Below are 18,610 nucleotides of genomic sequence, written 5' to 3'. Positions count from 1 at the left end.
GGGCTGCACGGCCCTTTCCTCTTCGCGCGTGCTCCACCACGGTCCAGCACCCGCACCGCCGTCCACCGGCTGGGGTGCGCCGAGACCGTGGCGACCAGCGCGCCTTTCACTCTCCTCCAGCCCGAACAGCCCCCGGGCGGAGGGGCGGCGGGCGGGCGGCCCGGGGACCGCTACCGGGCCGCGCCGGAGAGGGCCGGCTATGCCGACCCGCACGGTGTGACCTCTCTCATCGTCCAGAGGCACCACGGCCGACCGGACGGCCGGCTCCCGGCGCCGCTCGCCCTGGCGGGCGCGTTTCTGGGGCGTACGCGGCGGACGCCGCTGCCGGCCTGCGCGATCCTGGCACCGCTGTACGGTCCGCTGCGGCCGGCGGAGGACATCGCGGGAGCTCGACCTCGTCGGCGGCGGACAGCCCGCTGCCCCGGCTCCTGGCGAAGGAACCGGGGCAGCGCCGTGCGAGGAGTGGGTGGCGGGGTGGCTAGCCCATCTCCTCCAACGCCTTGCCCTTCGGCTCCGGCACCCACTTGAGGATGAACGGGATCGAGAGCAGGGCGAAGACCGTGTAGCCGACGTAGGTGGCGGACAGGTTCCACTCCGAGAGGCTCGGGAAGCTCGCGGTGATGGCCCAGTTGGCCACCCACTGCGCGGACGCTGCGACACCGAGCGCGGCCGCGCGGATCTTGTTCGGGAAGATCTCGCCGAGCAGCACCCAGACGACCACGCCCCAGGAGAGGGCGAAGAACAGGGTGAAGGTGTGCGCGCCGACCAGTGCGACGACGCCCTGCGCGTCCGGCAGCGAGACGTTGTCGCCGGAGCCGGTCTTGGCGGAGAACGCCCAGGCGACCGAGCCCAGGGAGAGGGCCATGCCGACGGAGCCGATCAGGGCGAGCGGCTTCCGGCCGACCCGGTCGACGAAGACCATGGCGATGGCGGTGCCGATGATGTTCACGATCGAGGTCGTGAAGGAGTAGAAGAACGAGCTCTCGGGGTTGATGCCCACCGACTGCCACAGCGTCGAGGAGTAGTAGAAGACGACGTTGATGCCGACGAGCTGCTGGAAGACGGAGAGTCCGATGCCGACCCAGACGATGGGCAGCAGGCCGAAGCGCCCGCCGAGCAGGTCCCGGAAGGTGGACTTGTGCTCGCTGCGCATCGCGGTCTCGATCTCGCCGATCCGGGTGTCGAGGCCGCCGTGCTCACCCTCGACGTCGGCCAGCACCTCGCGGGCCTTGTCCCGGCGGCCGGCGGAGATCAGGAAGCGCGGGGACTCCGGGATGGCGAAGGAGAGCAGGAAGTAGCCGATCGCGGGGATCACCATGATGCCGAGCATCCACTGCCAGGCTTCCAGCCCGGCGACGTCACCGCGCTGCTTGCCGTCGGCGAGGTTGAGGATGCCCCAGTTGATGAGTTGCGACACGGCGATGCCGAGCACGATCGCGCCCTGCTGGAAGGAGGCGAGGCGGCCGCGGTAGGCGGGCGGGGAGACCTCTGCGATGTACGCGGGCCCGATGACGGAGGCCATACCGATGGCGATGCCGCCCAGCACCCGCCACATGGCCAGGTCCCACAGGGCGAAGGGCAGCGCCGAGCCGACGGCGCTGACGACGAAGAGGACGGCGGCCAGCCGCATGACCTTGATGCGGCCTATTCGGTCGGCGGCCCGTCCGGCGACGGCGGCGCCGATCGCGCTGCCGATCAGGGCGGCGGCGATGACCTGCGCCAGCATCGCGGAGCCGACGTCGAAGCGGCCGCGGATCGCCTCCACCGCCCCGTTGATCACTGAGCTGTCGTAGCCGAAGAGGAAGCCGCCCATGGCGGCTGCTGCGGTGATGAAGACGACACGGCCGAGGGGCGCGGTGTGCGCTCCGGTGCCTGGCCGCGGCTGCGGCGTCTGCGCTTCCTGCGCTGTGCTGGTCACGTTCTTCTCCTGAGGTTCCCCGGCGCCGGTGCCGGGTGGGCACACCACCGTGCAAGGAACGAAGACGGGCCTGCGCGGGGAATCGCGCCGACCTCCGGCTTAACGGCGGCTTCTCAGACTGTAAATGTTCAATTCATGAAGTCAATAGGTCAGCTTCTGCGACTCAGAGCACATGAAGCGAGATCATCGTTCGACTTATGAAGAGAAGAAGTTGCCTCCGGTCGCCGCACCGTCCGGTCAGGACAGCCGCTGGCTGATCACCTTGGAGACGCCGTCGCCCTGCATGGAGACCCCGTAGAGCGCGTCGGCGACCTCCATCGTGCGCTTCTGATGGGTGATCACGATCAGCTGGGAGCTGTCCTTGAGCTCTTCCATGATCCTGATCAGCCGCTGCAGATTGGTGTCGTCCAGCGCCGCCTCGACCTCGTCCATCACATAGAACGGGCTGGGCCGGGCCTTGAAGATCGACACCAGCAGCGCGACCGCCGTCAGGGACCGCTCGCCGCCCGAGAGCAGCGAGAGCCTCTTGACCTTCTTGCCGGGCGGCCGGGCCTCCACGTCCACCCCCGTGGACAGCATGTCGCCCGGGTCGGTGAGCACCAGCCGGCCCTCGCCGCCGGGAAACAGCCGCGCGAAGACACCTTCGAACTCGCGCGCGGTGTCGTGATACGCCTCCGTGAAGACCTGTTCGACCCGCTCGTCCACCTCCTTGACCACCTGCAGCAGATCCGCGCGCGTCTTCTTCAGGTCCTCCAACTGCTCGCTCAGGAACTGGTGCCGCTCCTCGAGCGCCGCGAACTCCTCCAGCGCCAGCGGGTTGACCTTCCCCAGCTTCTGGTAGGCCCGCTCGGCCGCCTTGAGCCGCTTCTCCTGCTCGGCCCGGACGAACGGCACCGGCGTGTTCCGCGGATGCTCCGGATCCTCGGGCAGCTCCTCGCCCTCCGCGGGCGGGGACGGCGGCACCGGCTGGTCGGGGCCGTAGTCGCGGACCAGCCCCGCCGGCTCGACGCCCAGCTCCTCCAGCGCCTTGGTCTCCAGCTGCTCGATCCGCATCCGCTTCTCGGCGCCGAGCACCTCGCCGCGGTGCACCGAGTCGGTGAGCTTGTCCAACTCCTCCTTGAGCTCCCGGCCCCGGCCCCGCTCCTCGGTCAGCGTCCGTTCGCGCTCCGCCTTGGTCCGCTCGACCTCCTCGCGCTCCTGTCCGGCCCGCTCCAGCGACGCCTCGACATGGGCGAGCAGCTGCCGGGCCCCGTCCGCGACAGCCCGCGCGACCTCCGCCTCGTGACGCAGCCGCGCCCGGCGCTCCTCGGCCCGGGCCCGGGCCTCGCGCTCGGCACGGGCGCCCCGGTCCAGCGAGTCGGCCCGGCCGGCGATCGCCTTGACCCGCTCCTCGTGCGTACGGACCTGGAGGCGGGCCTCCATCTCGGTCTGGCGCGCATTGGCGCCGTCGGCCGCGAGCCGGTCGCGGACCGAGGTGTCGGGGTCCTCGGCGCCCTCCGCCTCCTGCGCCTCCTCGGCCGAGGCCAGACTCTCGGCCAGCTCCTCGGCCTCCTGCCGGGCCGCGGCCAGCGATTCCTGCGCCTTGGCCACCGCGGCCGCTGCGCGCTCGGCCTCGCCCTCAGCCGCCCGGGCCTGCCCCGCGAGGGTGCCCACCCGGCCGGCGACCCGGGACTTCTCCCGCTCCGCGCTGCTCCTGCGGGTCGCGATCTCCTCCAGTTCCGCTGCGCGCGCCCGGCGCTCAGCGGCGGCGGCGTCCTGCTCCCCGGCGAGCCGCTCGCAGCGCTCCTCGAGCTCGGTGAGCTGCACGGCCGCCTCGTCCACCGCCGCCTGGGCCTCCAGCAGGGAGGGTGCGCCCTCCGATCCCCCGCCGGCGCGGTGGGCGGAGAGGAGGTCGCCCTGCGCGGTGACCGCGGTGTGGTCCGGGTGCGCCCGGACGACCGCCTCCGCCGCCTCCAGGGTCTCGACCACCACAGTGCGGTCGAGGAGTTGCTCCACGGCCGGGCGGAGCCGCTCCGGCGAGGTCACCAGGGAGACGGCCGGGGTGCCCGCGGAGGGGGCGCCGGGATCTGCGCGGGTCTCCCCGGCGCCCGTCCCCCGGTCGCCGGCCACCAGCAGCGCCGCACGACCGGCGTCCTCCTTGCGCAGCAGCCGCAGCGCCTCGGCCGCCGTCGACACGTCCGCCACGGCCACCGCGTCGGCGGCCGCGCCGAGGGCGGCCGCTATCGGCAACTCGTGACCCGTGGTCACGGTCAGCAGCTCGGCCGCCGGGCCCAGCAGACCGGTGAGCCGGTCCTTGGCCGCCAGCAGCCCCGCGGTGCCGTCCTTGCGGCGCAGATTCAGCGCCAGCGTGTCGTGCCGGGCGGAGGTCGCGGCGCGTTCCCGCTCCGCCGCGGTCAGCGCGTCGCGGGCCGAGCCGAGGACCCGCTCGGCCTCGGCCAGTTCGCGCTTGGCCTCCTCGTGCCGGTCCGCCAGCCGCACGTCACCCTCGTCGAGACCGTCGGCCTCGCCGCGCAGCTCCTCGTATGCGGTCCGGGCCTGCTCGGCTCGGTGGAGGGCCTCGTCGCGGGCGGCGGCGAGGCGCTCGATCTCGGACTCGGCCGAGGCGGCGCGACTGCGCGCGGCACCCGTCTTCCCGCGCAGCCGCTCGAGGCCCTCCCGGCGGTCGGCGAGCGCGCGTGCCGCGTCCCGGAGCCGACGCTCCTCCTGCTCCAGCCGCCGCTCCAGCTCAGCCCGGTGCGCGACCGTGTCCTCCAGCGCGCTGCTCGCGGCCTCCAACGCGGCCTCCAGCTCGGCCTCCTGCTCCCGGATCCGGGCCGCCTCGCGCTCCATCTCCTCCGGGTCCCGGCCCCGGCGCTCCTCCGCCTGGGGCGCGGCCGCGTGCTGGACGCGCTGCTCGGCCAGGCCGATGGTGCCCCGTACCCGCTCGGCCAGCCGGGAGAGTTCGTACCAGGTCTGCTGGGCCCGCTCCAGCCGGGGCGCCAGGGTGCGGACCTGCTGCTCCAGGTCGGCCTCGCGGCGCTGGGCCTCCCGCAGCTCGGCCTCCGCGGCCTGCTTGCGCTGCTTGAGCTCCGCCTCGTCGGCGACCTCCGTCCGCAGCGCCTCGCGCAGCGCGACCAGGTCGTCGGCCAGCAGGCGCAGCCGTGCGTCGCGCAGATCCGCCTGGATGACCTGGGCTCTGCGGGCCACCGCCGCCTGCCGTCCGAGCGGCTTGAGCTGGCGGCGCAGCTCGTCGGTGAGGTCCTGGACGCGGGAGAGGTTCGCCTGCATGGCGTCCAGCTTCCGCAGCGCCTTCTCCTTGCGCTTGCGGTGCTTGAGGACGCCAGCCGCCTCCTCGATGAAGGCGCGCCGCCCGGTCGGGTCGGCGTGCAGTACCCCGTCGAGCTGGCCCTGGCCGACGATGACGTGCATCTCGCGGCCGATGCCGGAGTCGGAGAGCAGCTCCTGCATGTCCAGCAGCCGGCAGGTGTCACCGTTGATCTGGTATTCGCTGCCCCCGTTGCGGAACATGATCCGGGTGAGAGTGACTTCGGAGTAGTCGATGGGCAGCGCGCCGTCGGCGTTGTCGATGGTCAGCGAGACCTCGGCACGGCCCAGTGGGGGGCGGCCCGTGGTCCCGGCGAAGATGACATCCTCCATCTTGCCGCCGCGCAGCGACTTGGCGCCCTGTTCCCCCATCACCCAGGAGAGGGCGTCGACCACGTTGGACTTGCCCGAGCCGTTGGGGCCGACGACGCAGGTGATGCCGGGCTCGAAGCGCAGCGTCGTGGCGGAGGCGAAGGACTTGAACCCCCGCAGTGTCAGGCTCTTGAGGTGCACGCGTCCGGACCTTACCGAGGGAGGCCGGGAGATGTCGCGCCGACGGCGCCGAAGCGACGGGAAGGGTTTCGCGCGGGGGTTTCACCTGGAGGGGGCGGGGGCAGATCAGACGTAACGCATCGCGCCACGATGAGCACACACCCCACACACCAGCGGACCATCAGGAGACAAAAACTAAGGGACGCCGAAGCGTCCCTTGAGAATTCCTACTACGGCTGTCCTGCTCAGCCCGTCCTGCCCGGCGGGCGAGGATCAGGTCAGCGCAGGCTCGGCCGTCTGCACGTCGAGGTCTTCGAACACCGAGTCGTGGTGCCGGGCGGCGGCGGACAGAGCGTCGTTCTCAGCCTGCATCCGAACGAGCTCGGATTCCAGGTCCTGGACACGCTGCTGCAGCCGTCGCATCTCGGCGAGCACCCGGGGGTCGTAGCCGCCGACGTGACCGAGAAGCGCCTTTGCCATGATGGATGGTCCTCCACACTGAGTGACCGACCGTGGATGTGGTGGGTCGTGAGGGAATCGCACCGTTGAGGGTCTGCTCTGGACTTTTGCTAAAGGTTCTCTGGATCAAACAGCTCAGGTGCGCGGGGTTTCAGGATCTCACCAAATGGTTTGACGGTCAACACGATCACACGTAGCTACCCCCGGGCCTGCTTCGGCTCGACGGCGTCCGGCGCCGGAGGCGGCTGTCCGCGGGGGCGGATGGAAGATCCACGTCGCTCACTCGTTGCGGAAGCTTTGCATGGTGGGGCGCGATTGGCAACTGTTGTGGATCACCGGATCGCGAAGCCGCGGTACCCCCCGCGGGGTGTGTCCCAGATCTCGGTGACACCGTCGACGTGCCCGGGCGTGTCCCCGCTCCGCAGCCACTCCAGCAGGTGTCCGCAGTCGGCGCGGGTGCCCTCCGCGACGATCTGCACCCGGCCGTCGCCGAGGTTCAGCGCGAAACCGACGAGCCGGCCGATCCGCAGCGCCGCCGCGCGGGTGAACCAGCGGAAGCCGACACCCTGCACCTCCCCGCGCACCCAGGCGGTCAGCCGCGCGGGCTCCTCTGGGCGTGCCCGATCGGGCTCTTCGGCGAACTGCTCGGCGAACTGCTCGCTCATCTGTTCACTCAGCTGTTCGCGCGACGTTCCGTCCGCGTCGTCGGTCGGATTGATGGCAGCCATGGGGTGCACGCTATCCGGACAATTCCCGAGCGGATACATCAGCCCCCGTGGGGATGCCGTACATTGCCCGGCAACTCTCTTCACTTCCCGCTCACACCCGGGAGTGAGCGGGAGACGGAACCTTGACGCCGTATCGCCGAGCAATGTGAGGACAGCACAGATGGGCCGCCATCGACGCGCTACCCCCACTCCAGCCGTCCCGCCGGAGTCCTCCGAGCCGCCGGCCGTACACCCCCACCGGGGCGGCAGGCGCCGCAGACGTGCAGCCACCCCCGTCCGGACCGGGGTGCTGGGCGCCTCCGCCGCACTCGCGATGGGCACCGTCGCCGTGGCATCCGGTCTGATACCCGCGCCGGGCGGGCTCGGCGGGCCACGGGAGAGCCGGGTGCAGGCCGACGGCACCGGCCCGGCGGTCCCACCGGTCTCCGCCGACCCCACCGACCGCGACTCCACGGCGCCCCCCGCCGACAGGGACCAGAGCGCCAGCCCCAGCCCCACCCCCACTCCCTCGCGGAAGAGCGAGCGCCCCACCGAGACGCCGCACGCCTCACCCTCGAAGCGGGCGTCGAAGACCCCGGAGCCCACCCGCGAGGAGGAGCACGGCTCCCGCACCGGCAGCTCCAGGCCGGACCCCGGAGGGTCGGGCGGCGGCAGCACCGCAGCGGCCGACCAGGAGTCCGCCGCGGAGAGCGAGGTCCTCTCGCTGGTCAACCAGGAGCGGGCCAAGGCGGGCTGCAAGCCGCTGACGGCGGACGCGAAGCTGGCCGCCCTGGCCGGGGACTACAGCGAGGACATGGCGCGGCGCGGGTTCTTCTCGCACACCTCGCCCGACGGCAAGAGCCCCTGGGACCGCGCCGAGGCCGCCGGGGTCAACGACCTGGGCGGCGAGAACATCGCCCGCGGCCAGGCCAACGCCCGCTCCGTGATGGACTCCTGGATGAACAGCCCCGGCCACCGGGCCAACATCCTCAACTGCGACTACCGCACCCTGGGCGTCGGCGCGCACTTCGCCGAGGGCGGCCCCTGGTGGACCCAGGACTTCGGCTTCTAGGAAGTTCGCAGGTCAGAGCCCCTAATCGGGATGGTGGGCCGTCTCTGGGCCGTCGGAGCCTGAAGCGGGACCCAATGCGCGGTCGACGGCGGCCCGAGTCCGCGACTCGCTCGTGGGCATCAGGTGCGTGTACGTCCGCAGCGTGAAGCCGGGGTCGTGGTGACCGAGGTACTCGCTCAGAGCCTTGATGCTTTCCCCTGCATCCAGCAGTACCGAGGCGTAGAAGTGCCGCAAGGCGTGCATCCCGTTCTCACGTCCCGCCGGCACACCCGCGGAGCGCAGAGCTGGCCGCCAGACGCGGTCGTTGAATCGGTTCCTGTTCAAGGGGAGTCGTTCCGGGCTCGTGAAGATGAGCGAGGCCGTCACGGGCGGCCCGTCGACACTCCCCCACGGCAGGGTGACGGCGACGGGGTTGCTGCTAGCCATATGCCCAGCCAGGGCAGCACTCACAGCGTCCGGCAGCGGAACGTCGCGCTCCTTGCCGCCCTTCGGCGGGGCGAAGACCGCTCCCCCACGCAAGAGCTTGACCTGCCGGACCACGCGCACAGCGCCCCCGAGAGTGTCCAGGTCCTCGACACTCAGCCCGAAGATCTCCCCTTGCCGCATGCCGCAACCGGCAGCCAGCTCGATCATCGCTCGGTAGGTGGCGGGGAGCGCCTGGCGTACAACAGTGACCCGCTCGACTGACCAAGGCCGCACCCTTCGGGGGTCCCGCTTGGGAGGCTTCACAGAGCGCGCACTGCACGGATTCTCACGGATGATGCGTTCCTCCACGGCGGCGCTGAAGACCGTGGAGACGTGGGCGAAGATGCCGCGGCGGTAGGCGGCCGACAGCCCCGCCTGTTCCAGGCCACGCATCCACAGCTTGAGGTGCGAGGACCTGAACGCGTCCATGGCCCTGCTGCCGATGTGGGGGAATGCGTGAAGTCGAAGCCGCATCTCTACGGACTCCCGCGTTGCGGGGTCGGTCGTCTGCGTGGGCATCCAGACGTCAACAGCGAACCGTTCGAACGTGATGCGACCGGCCGTCGGGTCCACGTAGGAGCCGCTGTCCATGTCGGCCTCGGTCTTGGACAGCCACTTCTCCGCGCGGCGCTTCTGGCCGTCGGGAAAGCTCTTGGATTTCTCGGTGCCGTCGGGGCCGACGTAGCGGGCGCGGTAGCGCTTGCCGGTGCCGTGGCGGTCGGTCTTGACGCGCCGGGTGGTGCCGTTGTCGGTGGTCTCGGTCTTGTACCAGCGGTCTTGGATGTGGCCGGCCACAGGGGTTGCTCCCTTGCGTGGGTGGATGGCGAACCGGGGCCGGGGCTGGCCCGTGACGGAGCGCGTCACGCAGGCCAGCCCCGGCAGGTGTCAGGCGGCGGGGTTCTGCTGCTGGGCCAGGTCGCGGAGGTAGGTGCGCACGGCCGCGGGGTCGTAGCGCAGGTGCTTGCCGACGCGGAAGGCCGGGGGGCCGATGCGCTTCTTGCGCCACCCGTAGACCGTCTCCAGCGGCACGCGCAGGAGCTCCGCGACATCGTGCGGGGTCAGGTAGTGGGCGGGAAGGTCGGCACGGGCGTTGACGGGGGTCGCGGTCATGGCATTCGTCTCCTCAGGGCGGCCGTACGGCCGTGGGGGTGGTGTGTTCACCGGGGCTGGCCCCGGGGCGTTCACGGGAGGCGTGGGGCGTTCACGGCTCGGGTCCGGGTGTTCACGGGCCCCGAGCCGGTGTTCACCAGTGCCAGCACAGAGGGCGTGTGGCCTCGGGCGTGAGCGGCGCTCGGACGCTCGCACCGAGCAGCACCGCACCGTCCGGTCCCGGCTGGTGCAGGGGTGAGTCGGGATCGGGCTCGACAACGAGCGGGGTGGCCAGATGGGAGGTGTGGCTCCGTGCCAGGTGCAGGCACCTGCGCTGTTCGCGACTGGCCGGCCGGGAGGAGCCGGGAGCGGAGTCGCGGGAGAGGCACCGCCCCGCGGTGACCACCTCCGGGCCGGTGAGCTTGTCAGCGCCCGCATGAACGGCCGTGAACAGCTCCCCGGGAGTGAGGGCCCGGCAGTCCGGGAAGCGGCGGCCGGAGGCGTACAGGCAGGCGGCGACTTCCCCGGTGGTCATCGGCCGTGAGCGGGCCCCGTCGTACCAGAACGTGAGGGCGAGCCGGTGTGCCAGCCACCGGCACGCGCCCACTTCCGGGAACTCCTCTTCGTCCAGCTCCTTGAACCGGGCGGTCTCCTGGTTGAGCCCGTCGACTCCCAGGGCCCGCACGGCGCCGATCAGTGCAGCGGTCAGAGTGTCGGTCGCCAGCAGTTCGGGCGGGGAGTCGAGTTGGTCGGTGCACATCTCGAACAGCGCGCACGCGGTCTGTACGTAGTCGAGTTGGGTGACACCTTCCGGGCAGTCGGGTACGGGAACGGTCGGCCACGGTTGGCCGACCGGTCGGCGATCGGCCGCCAGCAGTCGGCCCGCAGTCGAGTCGGCCAACTCCGACAGGAAGTCGGGGGTGGGGTCGGGTGCTGAACTCATGCCGCCACCGCCACGTCCGCATTGGGCAGCGCGTTCAGCACTGGCGTGCACTGGGCTGCCGCCCCCACGCGGCCGCGGTCGATTCCCAGTCGCTTAGCGATGGTCCGGTTGTCCAGTCCTTGGTCCTTGAGCAGGATCGTCTGCCGGTCCTCCGGGGGCATACGCAACAGCACCTGTCGCTTCGCGTCACTAACGTCAGCCAGTGCGCACTGTTCCCACTCGGGCAGGCTCTCCAGCGCGGTCATCGGACCGGACAGCTCGGGATTATCGATCTGAAGCAGTAGCACGGCGGTCTTGGTGAGACGGTCCGCAGTCGAGGTGCTGCACCCAAGCCGCTCACCCATCTGCACGAACGGGATGCCGTCCAGCCGCAGCATCAGCGCTTCCCGCTCCCGCTGCGGCAGTCGTGCAACCAGCTTGGTCAGGTAGTCGGGAAGCTCAGCCAGTACACAGCCGCTCGGCATCAGTGGGCACAGAGTGTTGCACGTCACCGGGTCCTGCCAGTCAACCGGTTCTTCCGATGAACGCATGACCTTGAAGTGCTCGCTCATCGCTCGCTTCACCCGGATGAACAGCAGGTGCAGCGCCTCATCCTCTTCCCACGGCTCTTCTCGCAGGAGATCGGCCGCGCCGTACCGGGCTACCGAGAGCCACATCGACTGAACGATGTCCTCCGCCAGTACCCACGCCTCACCCGCCGGGCGGCCAGTGCGGGCAAGCCGCGAGTACGCGTAGCGCACCAGGCGGCCCCCGAACTTCTCGTACAGCACGGCCAGGCGCTCCGACTGGGCGGGTGTCAGCCGGACAACCTCTCCGCTCTCCGAACGGCGGTAGGCGGCCCTGCTGGCCTGACTCGTGGATCGCCCGACACGTCGCGTTGCGGTGGTTCCAGGCATCATGGAAGTGCCCCTTCGAGGGTCAGGGAGCGGCGTGACTGCTTGGCGGTAGGTGCGCCGCTCCTTGCTTCTCCTGGCTTGACCAGGGCTTTCATGCGGGAATCACGCCCCGTTGGGGCGACCGCTCATTGACTAGCTTGCACTAGTCTGCTGTGGTGCACAACCCTTGCGAAGTGGTGTGCACTAGTTCGCTGTGGTGGGTACGCTCAAGGAATGACTGTCACGGGAGGGCCCAAGCCCAAAGCAGTGCAGGTAGCAGATGCACTTCGCGAGGACATCAAGAGAATGAAGCCCGGCGACAAGCTCCCGTCACAGCGGGAACTGATCGAGCGCTTCGGGTTCGCGAGCCAGACCATCCAGAACGGGTTGGCCATGCTGCGATCCGAAGGTCTGGTTGTGTCGGCCGGCAACCTCGGCAACTTCGTCGGTGACGGGACCGTCTCGGAGGGCGACGTACGCGACGAGATCAAAGAAATCCGCTCCCTAGTTCAGTCGCTGGCTGAGCGAGTGGAAGCGCTCGAAGAGCGCTCCGCTCCGGATGGCGCGTGACCTGCAATCAGCATGCGAGGAACGGGACTTGCGGCGTAAGTGACACCGAGGGGGCGAAAGCGCGAGGTAGGGACATGTCTGGTGTCACCTCGCTGTCCCCTTCCCTGTCCCCCGGGGCGAAGGGCCAGACTCGACAGGTAGGCATTCGGAGGAGGGCGTATGGGCGACGACAGGCCCGCATGGGCGCGGCGCATCGCGGCTGAGCGGGCCGCTCGCGACTGGTCCCAGCGAGAGGCAGTGAAGGCTCTCCGGGCACACGCGAAGGAGGAGCTTCCCGCAGATGACAGCCTGATTCGGCAATGGAAGCGGTGGGAAGCTGGGCAAATCCCCAACGAGTTCTATCGACCGCTCATTGCGGCGGTATTCGGCACCGTGACGCATGCGCTCTTCCCCGCGCCGGCCCGCCGGGACGGGGACAGGGAGATCCTGGCGGCGAGCGGCATGGAGACGCTGGAGATCGTGAGCCGTCTCAATCGGTCCGACGTGGATGCATCGACGCTCGATGCCCTGCGAATCACCACTGACCGGCTCTGCTCGGAGTACCCATTCATGCCGAGCGAACAGCTCCTCATTGAGGGGCGCCAGTGGCTACGCCGTGTTGTGGAGCTCCACACAAAGAGTCTCACGCTTTCGCAGCACCGGGAGGTGCTGGCCCTCTCCGGCTGGCTCGCGCTTCTCGTGGGGTGCGTGGAGTACGACACCGGAGCCCGACACACTGCCGAGTCAACGCGCCAGGCGGCCATGTCGCTGGCGACCGAATCGGAGCACGCGGAAGTTGCCGGATGGGCTCACGAGATGCGGGCATGGTTTGCGCTCACGACTGGGGACTATCGAGGGGTCATCGCGGCAGCGGAAGCTGGAACCGAGGTAGCCACCCACAAGGGCGTAGCCGTGCAGCTTGCCGCGCAGGAGGCCAAGGCGTGGGCTCGGCTGGGGGACCGGCGCCGAGTGGAAGTGGCACTTGACCGAGGTCGCAACCTGCTCGAAGGCATGCCGCACCCCGAGAACCTTGATAACCACTTCGTGGTGGACCCTGCAAAGTTCGACTTCTATGCGATGGACTGCTACCGCCTGGTGGGAGAGGACAGACTGGCTCGAACGCTTGCTGAGGAAGTCCTTCGAGCGGGCACAGACTTCGACGGCACGGAGCGCGCGCCCATGCGCAACGCGGAAGCACGCGTCACGCTGGGCGTGACGGCTGCCCGGGAGGGCGACCTTGAACAGGCCCTCATCATGGGGGAACGCGCCCTCGAAGGTGAACGTAAGTCGGTCCCGTCGCTCATCATGACGAGTCGCGAACTCGCCGCTGAGATGAGGCGCCGGTACGCGTCTGAGCCTGCCGCTCAGGACTACCTCGCGCACCTGCGCGAGCTGGGGGAGGGAACCCCCGGCTTTCTGCCGCAGTGACGCAGGCCCTGCCTAGCACGTGCAGCGGCCCCAAGGACGACGCCCAGCGCCCCGGGAACGGCAAACGCCCGTGCGGGACTGCTAGACGCTAGGGGCCTGGTCAGCGCCCCTTCCAGCCGCTAGCGAACGTGCTAGACCTAGCACCACGGGCTGCTAGGTCTAGCGCCCCTGCTGGCGTCGGCCCATGCTACGAAGGCGGAGGGGCGGTCAGCGGAGCTGTCCCCCTCCTTGTCCACCTCGGGGGCGGTGTCCTGTGAGGTGGACACCGGCTGTTCCCCGCCTGTGAGCCGGGGTGATGCTGTCTCCGACTCAGGGGGAAGGGGTAGGCGCGTCTCACCTCGGTGTCTCCCCCGGCGCGCTCCAGCGTCACCGGCTCCGCCAGGCCCACGCCGGGAGCTCTCAACTCGGGCTCGCCCGCGTGACGCGTTCCGTCACGCTCGCCAGTGCCCTCGCGCGGCCCTTCGTCAAGCCGGGGGTGTCGGCAGGGGTCGCGCCTGTCCGAGGCTCGGATTTCTGCGTCACCGCGTCACCTGCGTCATGCATGCCCTCTGACCTGCGGTTTTGGGATGACGCAGAGCCTGCGGGGTGCGTCACCGGTGACGCAGACCCTTCGTCATCGGTGACGCAGGTGACGCAGCGGTGACGCAGAAAACAGCCTCTGCGTCACCGCCGTATGCGCAGGTCACCGGGGCTTTTTGCCCCTCGGGTGACGCAGGTGACGCAGGATTTCCTACTTAGGAAAAAGAGGGGGAGCCTGTAGTACTACGCGTTGGTCAAGAGCTCGAAGAAGGAGCCGCTTCGCGGCACGACCATAGGGCGGTGGCGTTGCCACCGAAGAGCAAGAAGAGCACCGCGGGCAGCGTGCTCTTCTTGCTTGCGCCACGGCGCCGCACTCGCCACGGCGGCCCGGCGCCGGCCGGAGCGTAGGCGCCCGAGGGACGTGCGGCCGAAGGCCGCTCCTTCTTGTCCTTCCGGGCGACAAGTGGAAGCCGGGCGCTGCGCCGCAGGGAGGCAGAGGTCCCCCTCCCGGAATGCGCCTGGAGAGGGTTTCGAGCGGGTTGGCCTGCGCGCCTCCCTGCCTCCCCGAGGGGCCATATCCACTAATCAGGTGGGGGAGGAAGGGGTGGGGGAGGCAGTGAGGGAGAACTCCCTGCCTCCCTGGCACCTCCCCGGGCGCCTCCCTGCGGAAGCGGAACGCCTCACGGACGCGCCATCAAGGCGGATTGACTCCGCATCCGGACGGCGCCACCACCCCTCTACCGCCGCTACCGCGCAGGTCAGTTGCCTCTACCGGGGGTACTACCGAGGTAGCGACCCCCCGCTACGTGAAGAACACCGGCAGACCCCCACGGCACCGAACCTGAGCACGGTGCCAGGTAGCAGGGTGGCCTCTACGGTGCGGAGCTTCGGCCCGTCTTCGTTGCTGGTTGCGCCCACCGGTTGCGCCCCGATGAGCGGTTGACCCCCTGCAACCGCTTCTGACCTGCGAAGTTGCAGGTTGAGCCCGTTCCTGGGGAGGGGGCTCTACGCGCACGCGCGTGCGCGCGAGGCCGGAAACCGCCCTCACACGGCGCCGCTACGGGGCCTCTCACGGCCTCGCAGCCCTCTGGGGCCCGGGGGACCACCGGAGGGAACGCCAGGTCCTCAGAAGGCCGCCTGCAGCGTCCGGCCAGTGCTGGGCTGACCAGTTCAACCGCGCTGGCAGGCAGGAGCCAAACGTGGAACGGCGGGGCGCCCACCCGCCTTCGGTGCCGCCGGACCGTCAACCGGGGCCGTCTGTGGGCCGTCCGAGGGCGACCAACAACGACCAGCAACGCCCCACAACGGCCACCAATCCGCAGGTCGGTGGAAGGCTGAGACATGAAACCGCAGACCCCAACCGCGCGACATCAGTTCTTCGGCTTCTGAGCCCGCCCCGTGTGGACCCGGCGCCTGGATAGCCGCCCTGTCCGGGCCCGACAGGGGGCGACCCGGTTCGCGGAAGACTCTTCGCAGGGGGTCCGACGAATGAGTTCTGCGATGCTTCGGTGTCCGAGGCACAGGAGAGACATGGGAATCGAACTGGAGCTGCACTCGCGGCGGCCTCCGCTCAGGAAGGCGTCCCGGGAGACCTTGCTGCGGGAGTCCCACAAACACGGTGAAGCCTTGGCCAGGGCGCTGCGCACGCTCGACCGGTCCGGGTCCGGCAAGCTCGGCTGGGTGGATCCGTACGGCGACACGCTGTTCAACGAACAGGAAGCCCACATCGCCCGCCAGGAGATCACCGCTCTGACCGAGCGGTGTCCCGACGAGCGGCAGAGGGCGGCCCTGCTGGACCTCGCCGAGTTGCTGGAGGCATGCGCGGCGACGCCGGGCAGCTACCTGTGGTTCATGGGCGACTAGCCATCCCCGGGGCGCCGATCCCGTGCTGGGCCGGGGTGGGGTGGGGTGGGCCGGGGTGGGCCGCTGCCACTCCGCACTCGTAGGCCTCCCGACCACCCGCGGGCACAGCGCTCCAGGCCAGTACACCTAGGCCCGTGCCGGACGCGGGCGGCCGTCGGCGCGCGGGCGCGGCGGCCGCTGGCAGCGGGGGCAGAAGTAGCTGGAGCGGTTCATCCAGGCGCTGCGCCGCATCGGGGTGCCGCAGCGGCGGCAGGGCTCGTCCTCGCGGCCGTAGGCGTCCAGCGAACGGTCGAAGTAGCCGGACTCGCCGTTGACGTTCACATAGAGGCTGTCGAAGCTGGTGCCGCCCTGGGCCAGCGCGGCCCGCATCACCTCCCGCACATGTCCGACCAGCTCCGCGGTCTGCGCCCGGGTCAGGGTGGCCGTGGGACGGTCGTAGTGCAGCCGGGAGCGCCACAGCGCCTCGTCGGCGTAGATGTTGCCGACGCCGCTGATCAGCGACTGGTCCAGCAGGGCGCGCTTGACGGTGGTACGGCGGCGGCGCAGGGCCGCGTGCAGGGCCGTCTCGTCGAAGGCGGGGTCCAGCGGGTCGCGGGCGATGTGCGCGATCACGTCGGGCAGCCCGTCCTCGGCGGTCGCGTGGAGCGAGAGCCCGCCGAAGGTGCGCTGGTCGACGAAGCGCAGCTCACCGCCCGCGGTGTCCGCGAAGGTGAAGCGGACCCGCAGATGCCGCTCGTCGGGGGTGCCGGACGGCTGGATGAGGAGCTGGCCGCTCATCCCCAGGTGGGCCAGGAGCGCGTGGGAACCGTCCTCGACGGGCAGCCACAGGTATTTGCCCCGGCGCTGCGCCGGTCCGAGGCGCCGGCCGGCCAGCCGCGCGATGAAGTCCGGCGCACCGGCCAGGTGGCGGCGGACGGCCCGCGGGTGCAGCACCTCGGTGGTGCTGATGGTGCGGCCGCCCGTCCAGCGTTCCAGACCGCGGCGGACGACCTCGACTTCCGGCAGCTCGGGCACGGGACTCCTCAGGGAACAGGGCCCCGCCTGCCCGGGGCCGGAAGCACCACGGCCGCCCCGAGGAGGGCGGCCGTGACAGACGGTGCGGTGTGCGCGGGGTCAGCGCGACGCGGCGCTGTCCTCGGTCGGCTCGGTGGGCTCACTGCGCTGGCCCTCCGGGACGGACGGCGCCGCGGCGCCCTTGCCGACCGCTGCGGCCTTGCCAGTCCGACGGCTGTCACCGTCGGCTTCAGCGGCGGCTTCGGCGCGGGCCGAGATGGCGCGCCAGGCGGCCTCGGCGGCCTGCTGCTCGGCCTCCTTCTTGCTGCGTCCTGTGCCGGTGCCGTACGCGACACCACCGACGCGGGCAGCAGCCGTGAAGGTCTTCTCGTGGTCGGGACCCGTCTCGGAGACCAGGTACTCCGGGACGCCGAGTCCCTCGGCGGCCGTCAGCTCCTGCAGGCTGGTCTTCCAGTCGAGACCGGCGCCCAGGTTGGAGGACCGCTCGATGAGCGGATCGAAGAGGCGGTGCACCAGTTCGGAAGCCGCTTCCAGCTCCTGGTCGAGATAGACGGCGCCGATGACCGCTTCCAGCGTGTCCGCGAGGATCGACGCCTTGTCCCGGCCGCCGGTGCCCTCCTCGCCTCTGCCGAGGCGGATGAAGGCGCCCAGGTCGAGCCCGCGGGCGACACCCGCGAGGGCACGCGAGTTGACCACCGCGGCCCGCAGCTTGGCGAGCTGGCCCTCCGGCAGGTCCGGATGCATCCGGTAGAGGGTGTCGGTGACCACGAGTCCGAGGACGGAGTCACCGAGGAATTCCAAGCGCTCGTTGGTGGGCAGCCCGCCGTTCTCGTAGGCGTAGCTGCGGTGCGTCAGCGCACGCACCAGAAGGGCGGACTCCAGTCGGTAACCGAGCCGCCCTTCCAGAATCGCGTGCGACGAGGCCGAGTCCACCAGCTCCGCGGAGTCTCCCCCCTTCCCGGGGACGGGACTCTGCGGAGTTCCGGCGTCGGACATGGAGCCTGTCACCCGCCGATCAGACCTCGAGGACCTGACGCTTGTTGTAGGTGCCGCAGCTCGGGCACGCGATGTGCTGCTGCTTGGGCTCGCGGCAGCGCTCGCACTTCACCAGGGTGGGGACCGCAGCCTTCCACTGCGACCGGCGGTGGCGCGTGTTGCTGCGCGACATCTTCCGCTTCGGAACAGCCACGGCTACTTCTCCTGTGAGTCGTCCCCGTCGGTGCGGGGCTCGTTGTCCTTCTCGCCGTCCGGCATGGTCTCGGCGAGTCCCTGCAGTGCCGCCCACCTGATGTCGACGGCTTCTTCGTGCCTGTGGTCGGGGTCATCCGCCAGCCGGGCCCCGCATTCGGGGCACAGGCCGGGGCAGTCCTCGCGGCACACCGGCTGCAGCGGCAGTGCGAGCACCACCGCGTCCCGCAGCACGGGTTCGAGGTCGAACAGATCGCCCTCGAGGAAGAGTGTGTCCTCGTCCTCCTCGTCCTCGCCGGGCTCCGCAACGGGGCGGCCCCGGTCGTCGGCGTCGGGATAGGAGAACATCTCCTGGAAGTCCGCTTCGACCCGTTGGTCGAGCGGCTCCAGACACTTTACGCACTCCCCTGTCAGCGGCGCACGGGCGGTACCCGTGACGAGTACCCCCTCCATGACCGACTCCAGGCGGAGGTCCAGCTCGATCGTCGCCCCGTCGGGAACCTTGATGAACTCGACACCCAGGTCGCCGGGGGACTCCACCTCGCGGGAGAGCCGCTTCATGGCACCAGGTCGCCGCCCCAGCTCGCGTGTGTCGAACACGAGGGGCGCGCGGTGGTCGAGGGGGGAGTTCAGGGCTTCCTGCTTTCTACGGGTGGGGCTGGGGCCGCGCACGTACTCACGGCCGAAGAGACAGGATACGTGACGGCTCCCCCATGGCCCAATCCG

Annotated in this window: 17 protein-coding genes; 5 read left to right on the top strand and 12 right to left on the bottom strand. The window is 70.4% G+C overall.

Features of this window, described 5'->3' with window-relative positions:
- The first annotated feature begins 87 nt into the window (after positions 1-87).
- On the top strand, positions 88-528 hold the full coding sequence (locus ACFYMO_RS14475) for an LLM class flavin-dependent oxidoreductase (protein WP_366770199.1): 441 nt from the start codon (positions 88-90) through the stop codon (positions 526-528).
- Here ACFYMO_RS14475 and ACFYMO_RS14470 read toward each other — a convergent pair.
- From ACFYMO_RS14470 to ACFYMO_RS14455, 4 genes are all read right to left on the bottom strand, one after another.
- On the bottom strand, positions 479-1,918 hold the full coding sequence (locus tag ACFYMO_RS14470) for a sugar porter family MFS transporter (RefSeq protein WP_366770200.1): 1,440 nt from the start codon (positions 1,916-1,918) through the stop codon (positions 479-481). The genes ACFYMO_RS14475 and ACFYMO_RS14470 overlap by 50 nt on opposite strands.
- A 237-nt stretch (positions 1,919-2,155) precedes the next feature.
- Positions 2,156-5,734 carry a chromosome segregation protein SMC gene (gene smc, locus ACFYMO_RS14465; RefSeq protein WP_388546473.1) on the bottom strand — a complete coding sequence of 1,193 codons (3,579 nt, stop codon included), beginning with the start codon at positions 5,732-5,734 and terminating at the stop codon, positions 2,156-2,158.
- Positions 5,735-5,986: 252 nt separating this feature from the next.
- Positions 5,987-6,193: a hypothetical protein gene (locus ACFYMO_RS14460; RefSeq protein ID WP_366770202.1), complete on the bottom strand. Its 207-nt coding sequence runs from the start codon at positions 6,191-6,193 to the stop codon at positions 5,987-5,989.
- A 311-nt stretch (positions 6,194-6,504) separates the two neighbouring features.
- Complete coding sequence (locus ACFYMO_RS14455) at positions 6,505-6,837, bottom strand: acylphosphatase (RefSeq protein ID WP_366770318.1); 333 nt, start codon at positions 6,835-6,837, stop codon at positions 6,505-6,507.
- Positions 6,838-7,186: 349 nt separating this feature from the next.
- Between ACFYMO_RS14455 and ACFYMO_RS14450 the strand changes: the two genes are divergently transcribed.
- Positions 7,187-7,951, top strand: coding sequence for a CAP domain-containing protein (locus tag ACFYMO_RS14450; RefSeq protein ID WP_366770203.1), 765 nt, complete (start codon positions 7,187-7,189; stop codon positions 7,949-7,951).
- Between the two features lie 21 nt (positions 7,952-7,972).
- Here ACFYMO_RS14450 and ACFYMO_RS14445 read toward each other — a convergent pair whose 3' ends face one another.
- From ACFYMO_RS14445 to ACFYMO_RS14430, 4 genes are all read right to left on the bottom strand, one after another.
- On the bottom strand, positions 7,973-9,211 hold the full coding sequence (locus tag ACFYMO_RS14445) for a tyrosine-type recombinase/integrase (RefSeq protein ID WP_388546470.1): 1,239 nt from the start codon (positions 9,209-9,211) through the stop codon (positions 7,973-7,975).
- Positions 9,212-9,301: 90 nt separating this feature from the next.
- Positions 9,302-9,526, bottom strand: coding sequence for a helix-turn-helix domain-containing protein (locus ACFYMO_RS14440; protein WP_388546467.1), 225 nt, complete (start codon positions 9,524-9,526; stop codon positions 9,302-9,304).
- 133 nt (positions 9,527-9,659) lie between these two features.
- Entirely contained in the window at positions 9,660-10,448 is a 789-nt protein-coding gene (locus ACFYMO_RS14435; RefSeq protein ID WP_388546464.1) for a hypothetical protein, read from the bottom strand.
- On the bottom strand, positions 10,445-11,218 hold the full coding sequence (locus ACFYMO_RS14430; protein ID WP_388546461.1) for a sigma factor-like helix-turn-helix DNA-binding protein: 774 nt from the start codon (positions 11,216-11,218) through the stop codon (positions 10,445-10,447). The genes ACFYMO_RS14435 and ACFYMO_RS14430 overlap by 4 nt, the downstream gene beginning before the upstream one ends.
- Positions 11,219-11,557: 339 nt before the next feature.
- On the opposite strand from ACFYMO_RS14430, the gene ACFYMO_RS14425 reads away from it, so the two are divergent.
- From ACFYMO_RS14425 to ACFYMO_RS14415, 3 genes are all read left to right on the top strand, one after another.
- Positions 11,558-11,893, top strand: coding sequence for a GntR family transcriptional regulator (locus tag ACFYMO_RS14425; protein ID WP_388546458.1), 336 nt, complete (start codon positions 11,558-11,560; stop codon positions 11,891-11,893).
- A gap of 159 nt (positions 11,894-12,052) precedes the next feature.
- On the top strand, positions 12,053-13,300 hold the full coding sequence (locus ACFYMO_RS14420; RefSeq protein WP_388546456.1) for an XRE family transcriptional regulator: 1,248 nt from the start codon (positions 12,053-12,055) through the stop codon (positions 13,298-13,300).
- Positions 13,301-15,349: 2,049 nt separating this feature from the next.
- Positions 15,350-15,682, top strand: a complete 333-nt coding sequence (locus ACFYMO_RS14415) for a hypothetical protein (RefSeq protein ID WP_366770204.1) — start codon at positions 15,350-15,352, stop codon at positions 15,680-15,682.
- 126 nt (positions 15,683-15,808) lie between these two features.
- On the opposite strand, the gene mutM is transcribed toward ACFYMO_RS14415, so the two are convergent.
- The 4 genes from mutM to ACFYMO_RS14395 form a co-directional block, all read right to left on the bottom strand.
- Positions 15,809-16,696 carry a bifunctional DNA-formamidopyrimidine glycosylase/DNA-(apurinic or apyrimidinic site) lyase gene (gene mutM, locus ACFYMO_RS14410; protein ID WP_366770205.1) on the bottom strand — a complete coding sequence of 296 codons (888 nt, stop codon included), beginning with the start codon at positions 16,694-16,696 and terminating at the stop codon, positions 15,809-15,811.
- A gap of 99 nt (positions 16,697-16,795) precedes the next feature.
- Positions 16,796-17,692, bottom strand: coding sequence for a ribonuclease III (rnc, locus tag ACFYMO_RS14405; protein WP_366770319.1), 897 nt, complete (start codon positions 17,690-17,692; stop codon positions 16,796-16,798).
- Positions 17,693-17,711: 19 nt separating this feature from the next.
- On the bottom strand, positions 17,712-17,885 hold the full coding sequence (gene rpmF / locus ACFYMO_RS14400; RefSeq protein WP_016470089.1) for a 50S ribosomal protein L32: 174 nt from the start codon (positions 17,883-17,885) through the stop codon (positions 17,712-17,714).
- Between the two features lie 2 nt (positions 17,886-17,887).
- The gene (locus tag ACFYMO_RS14395) at positions 17,888-18,445 is read right to left on the bottom strand and encodes a DUF177 domain-containing protein (protein ID WP_019355810.1); all 558 of its coding nucleotides are present in this window, start codon (positions 18,443-18,445) and stop codon (positions 17,888-17,890) included.
- Positions 18,446-18,610 lie beyond the last annotated feature (165 nt).

The sequence above is a fragment of the Streptomyces sp. NPDC007025 genome, assembly GCF_042869455.1.
Lineage (GTDB): Bacteria > Actinomycetota > Actinomycetes > Streptomycetales > Streptomycetaceae > Streptomyces.
This window is presented reverse-complemented; position numbering and strand designations above follow the sequence as displayed.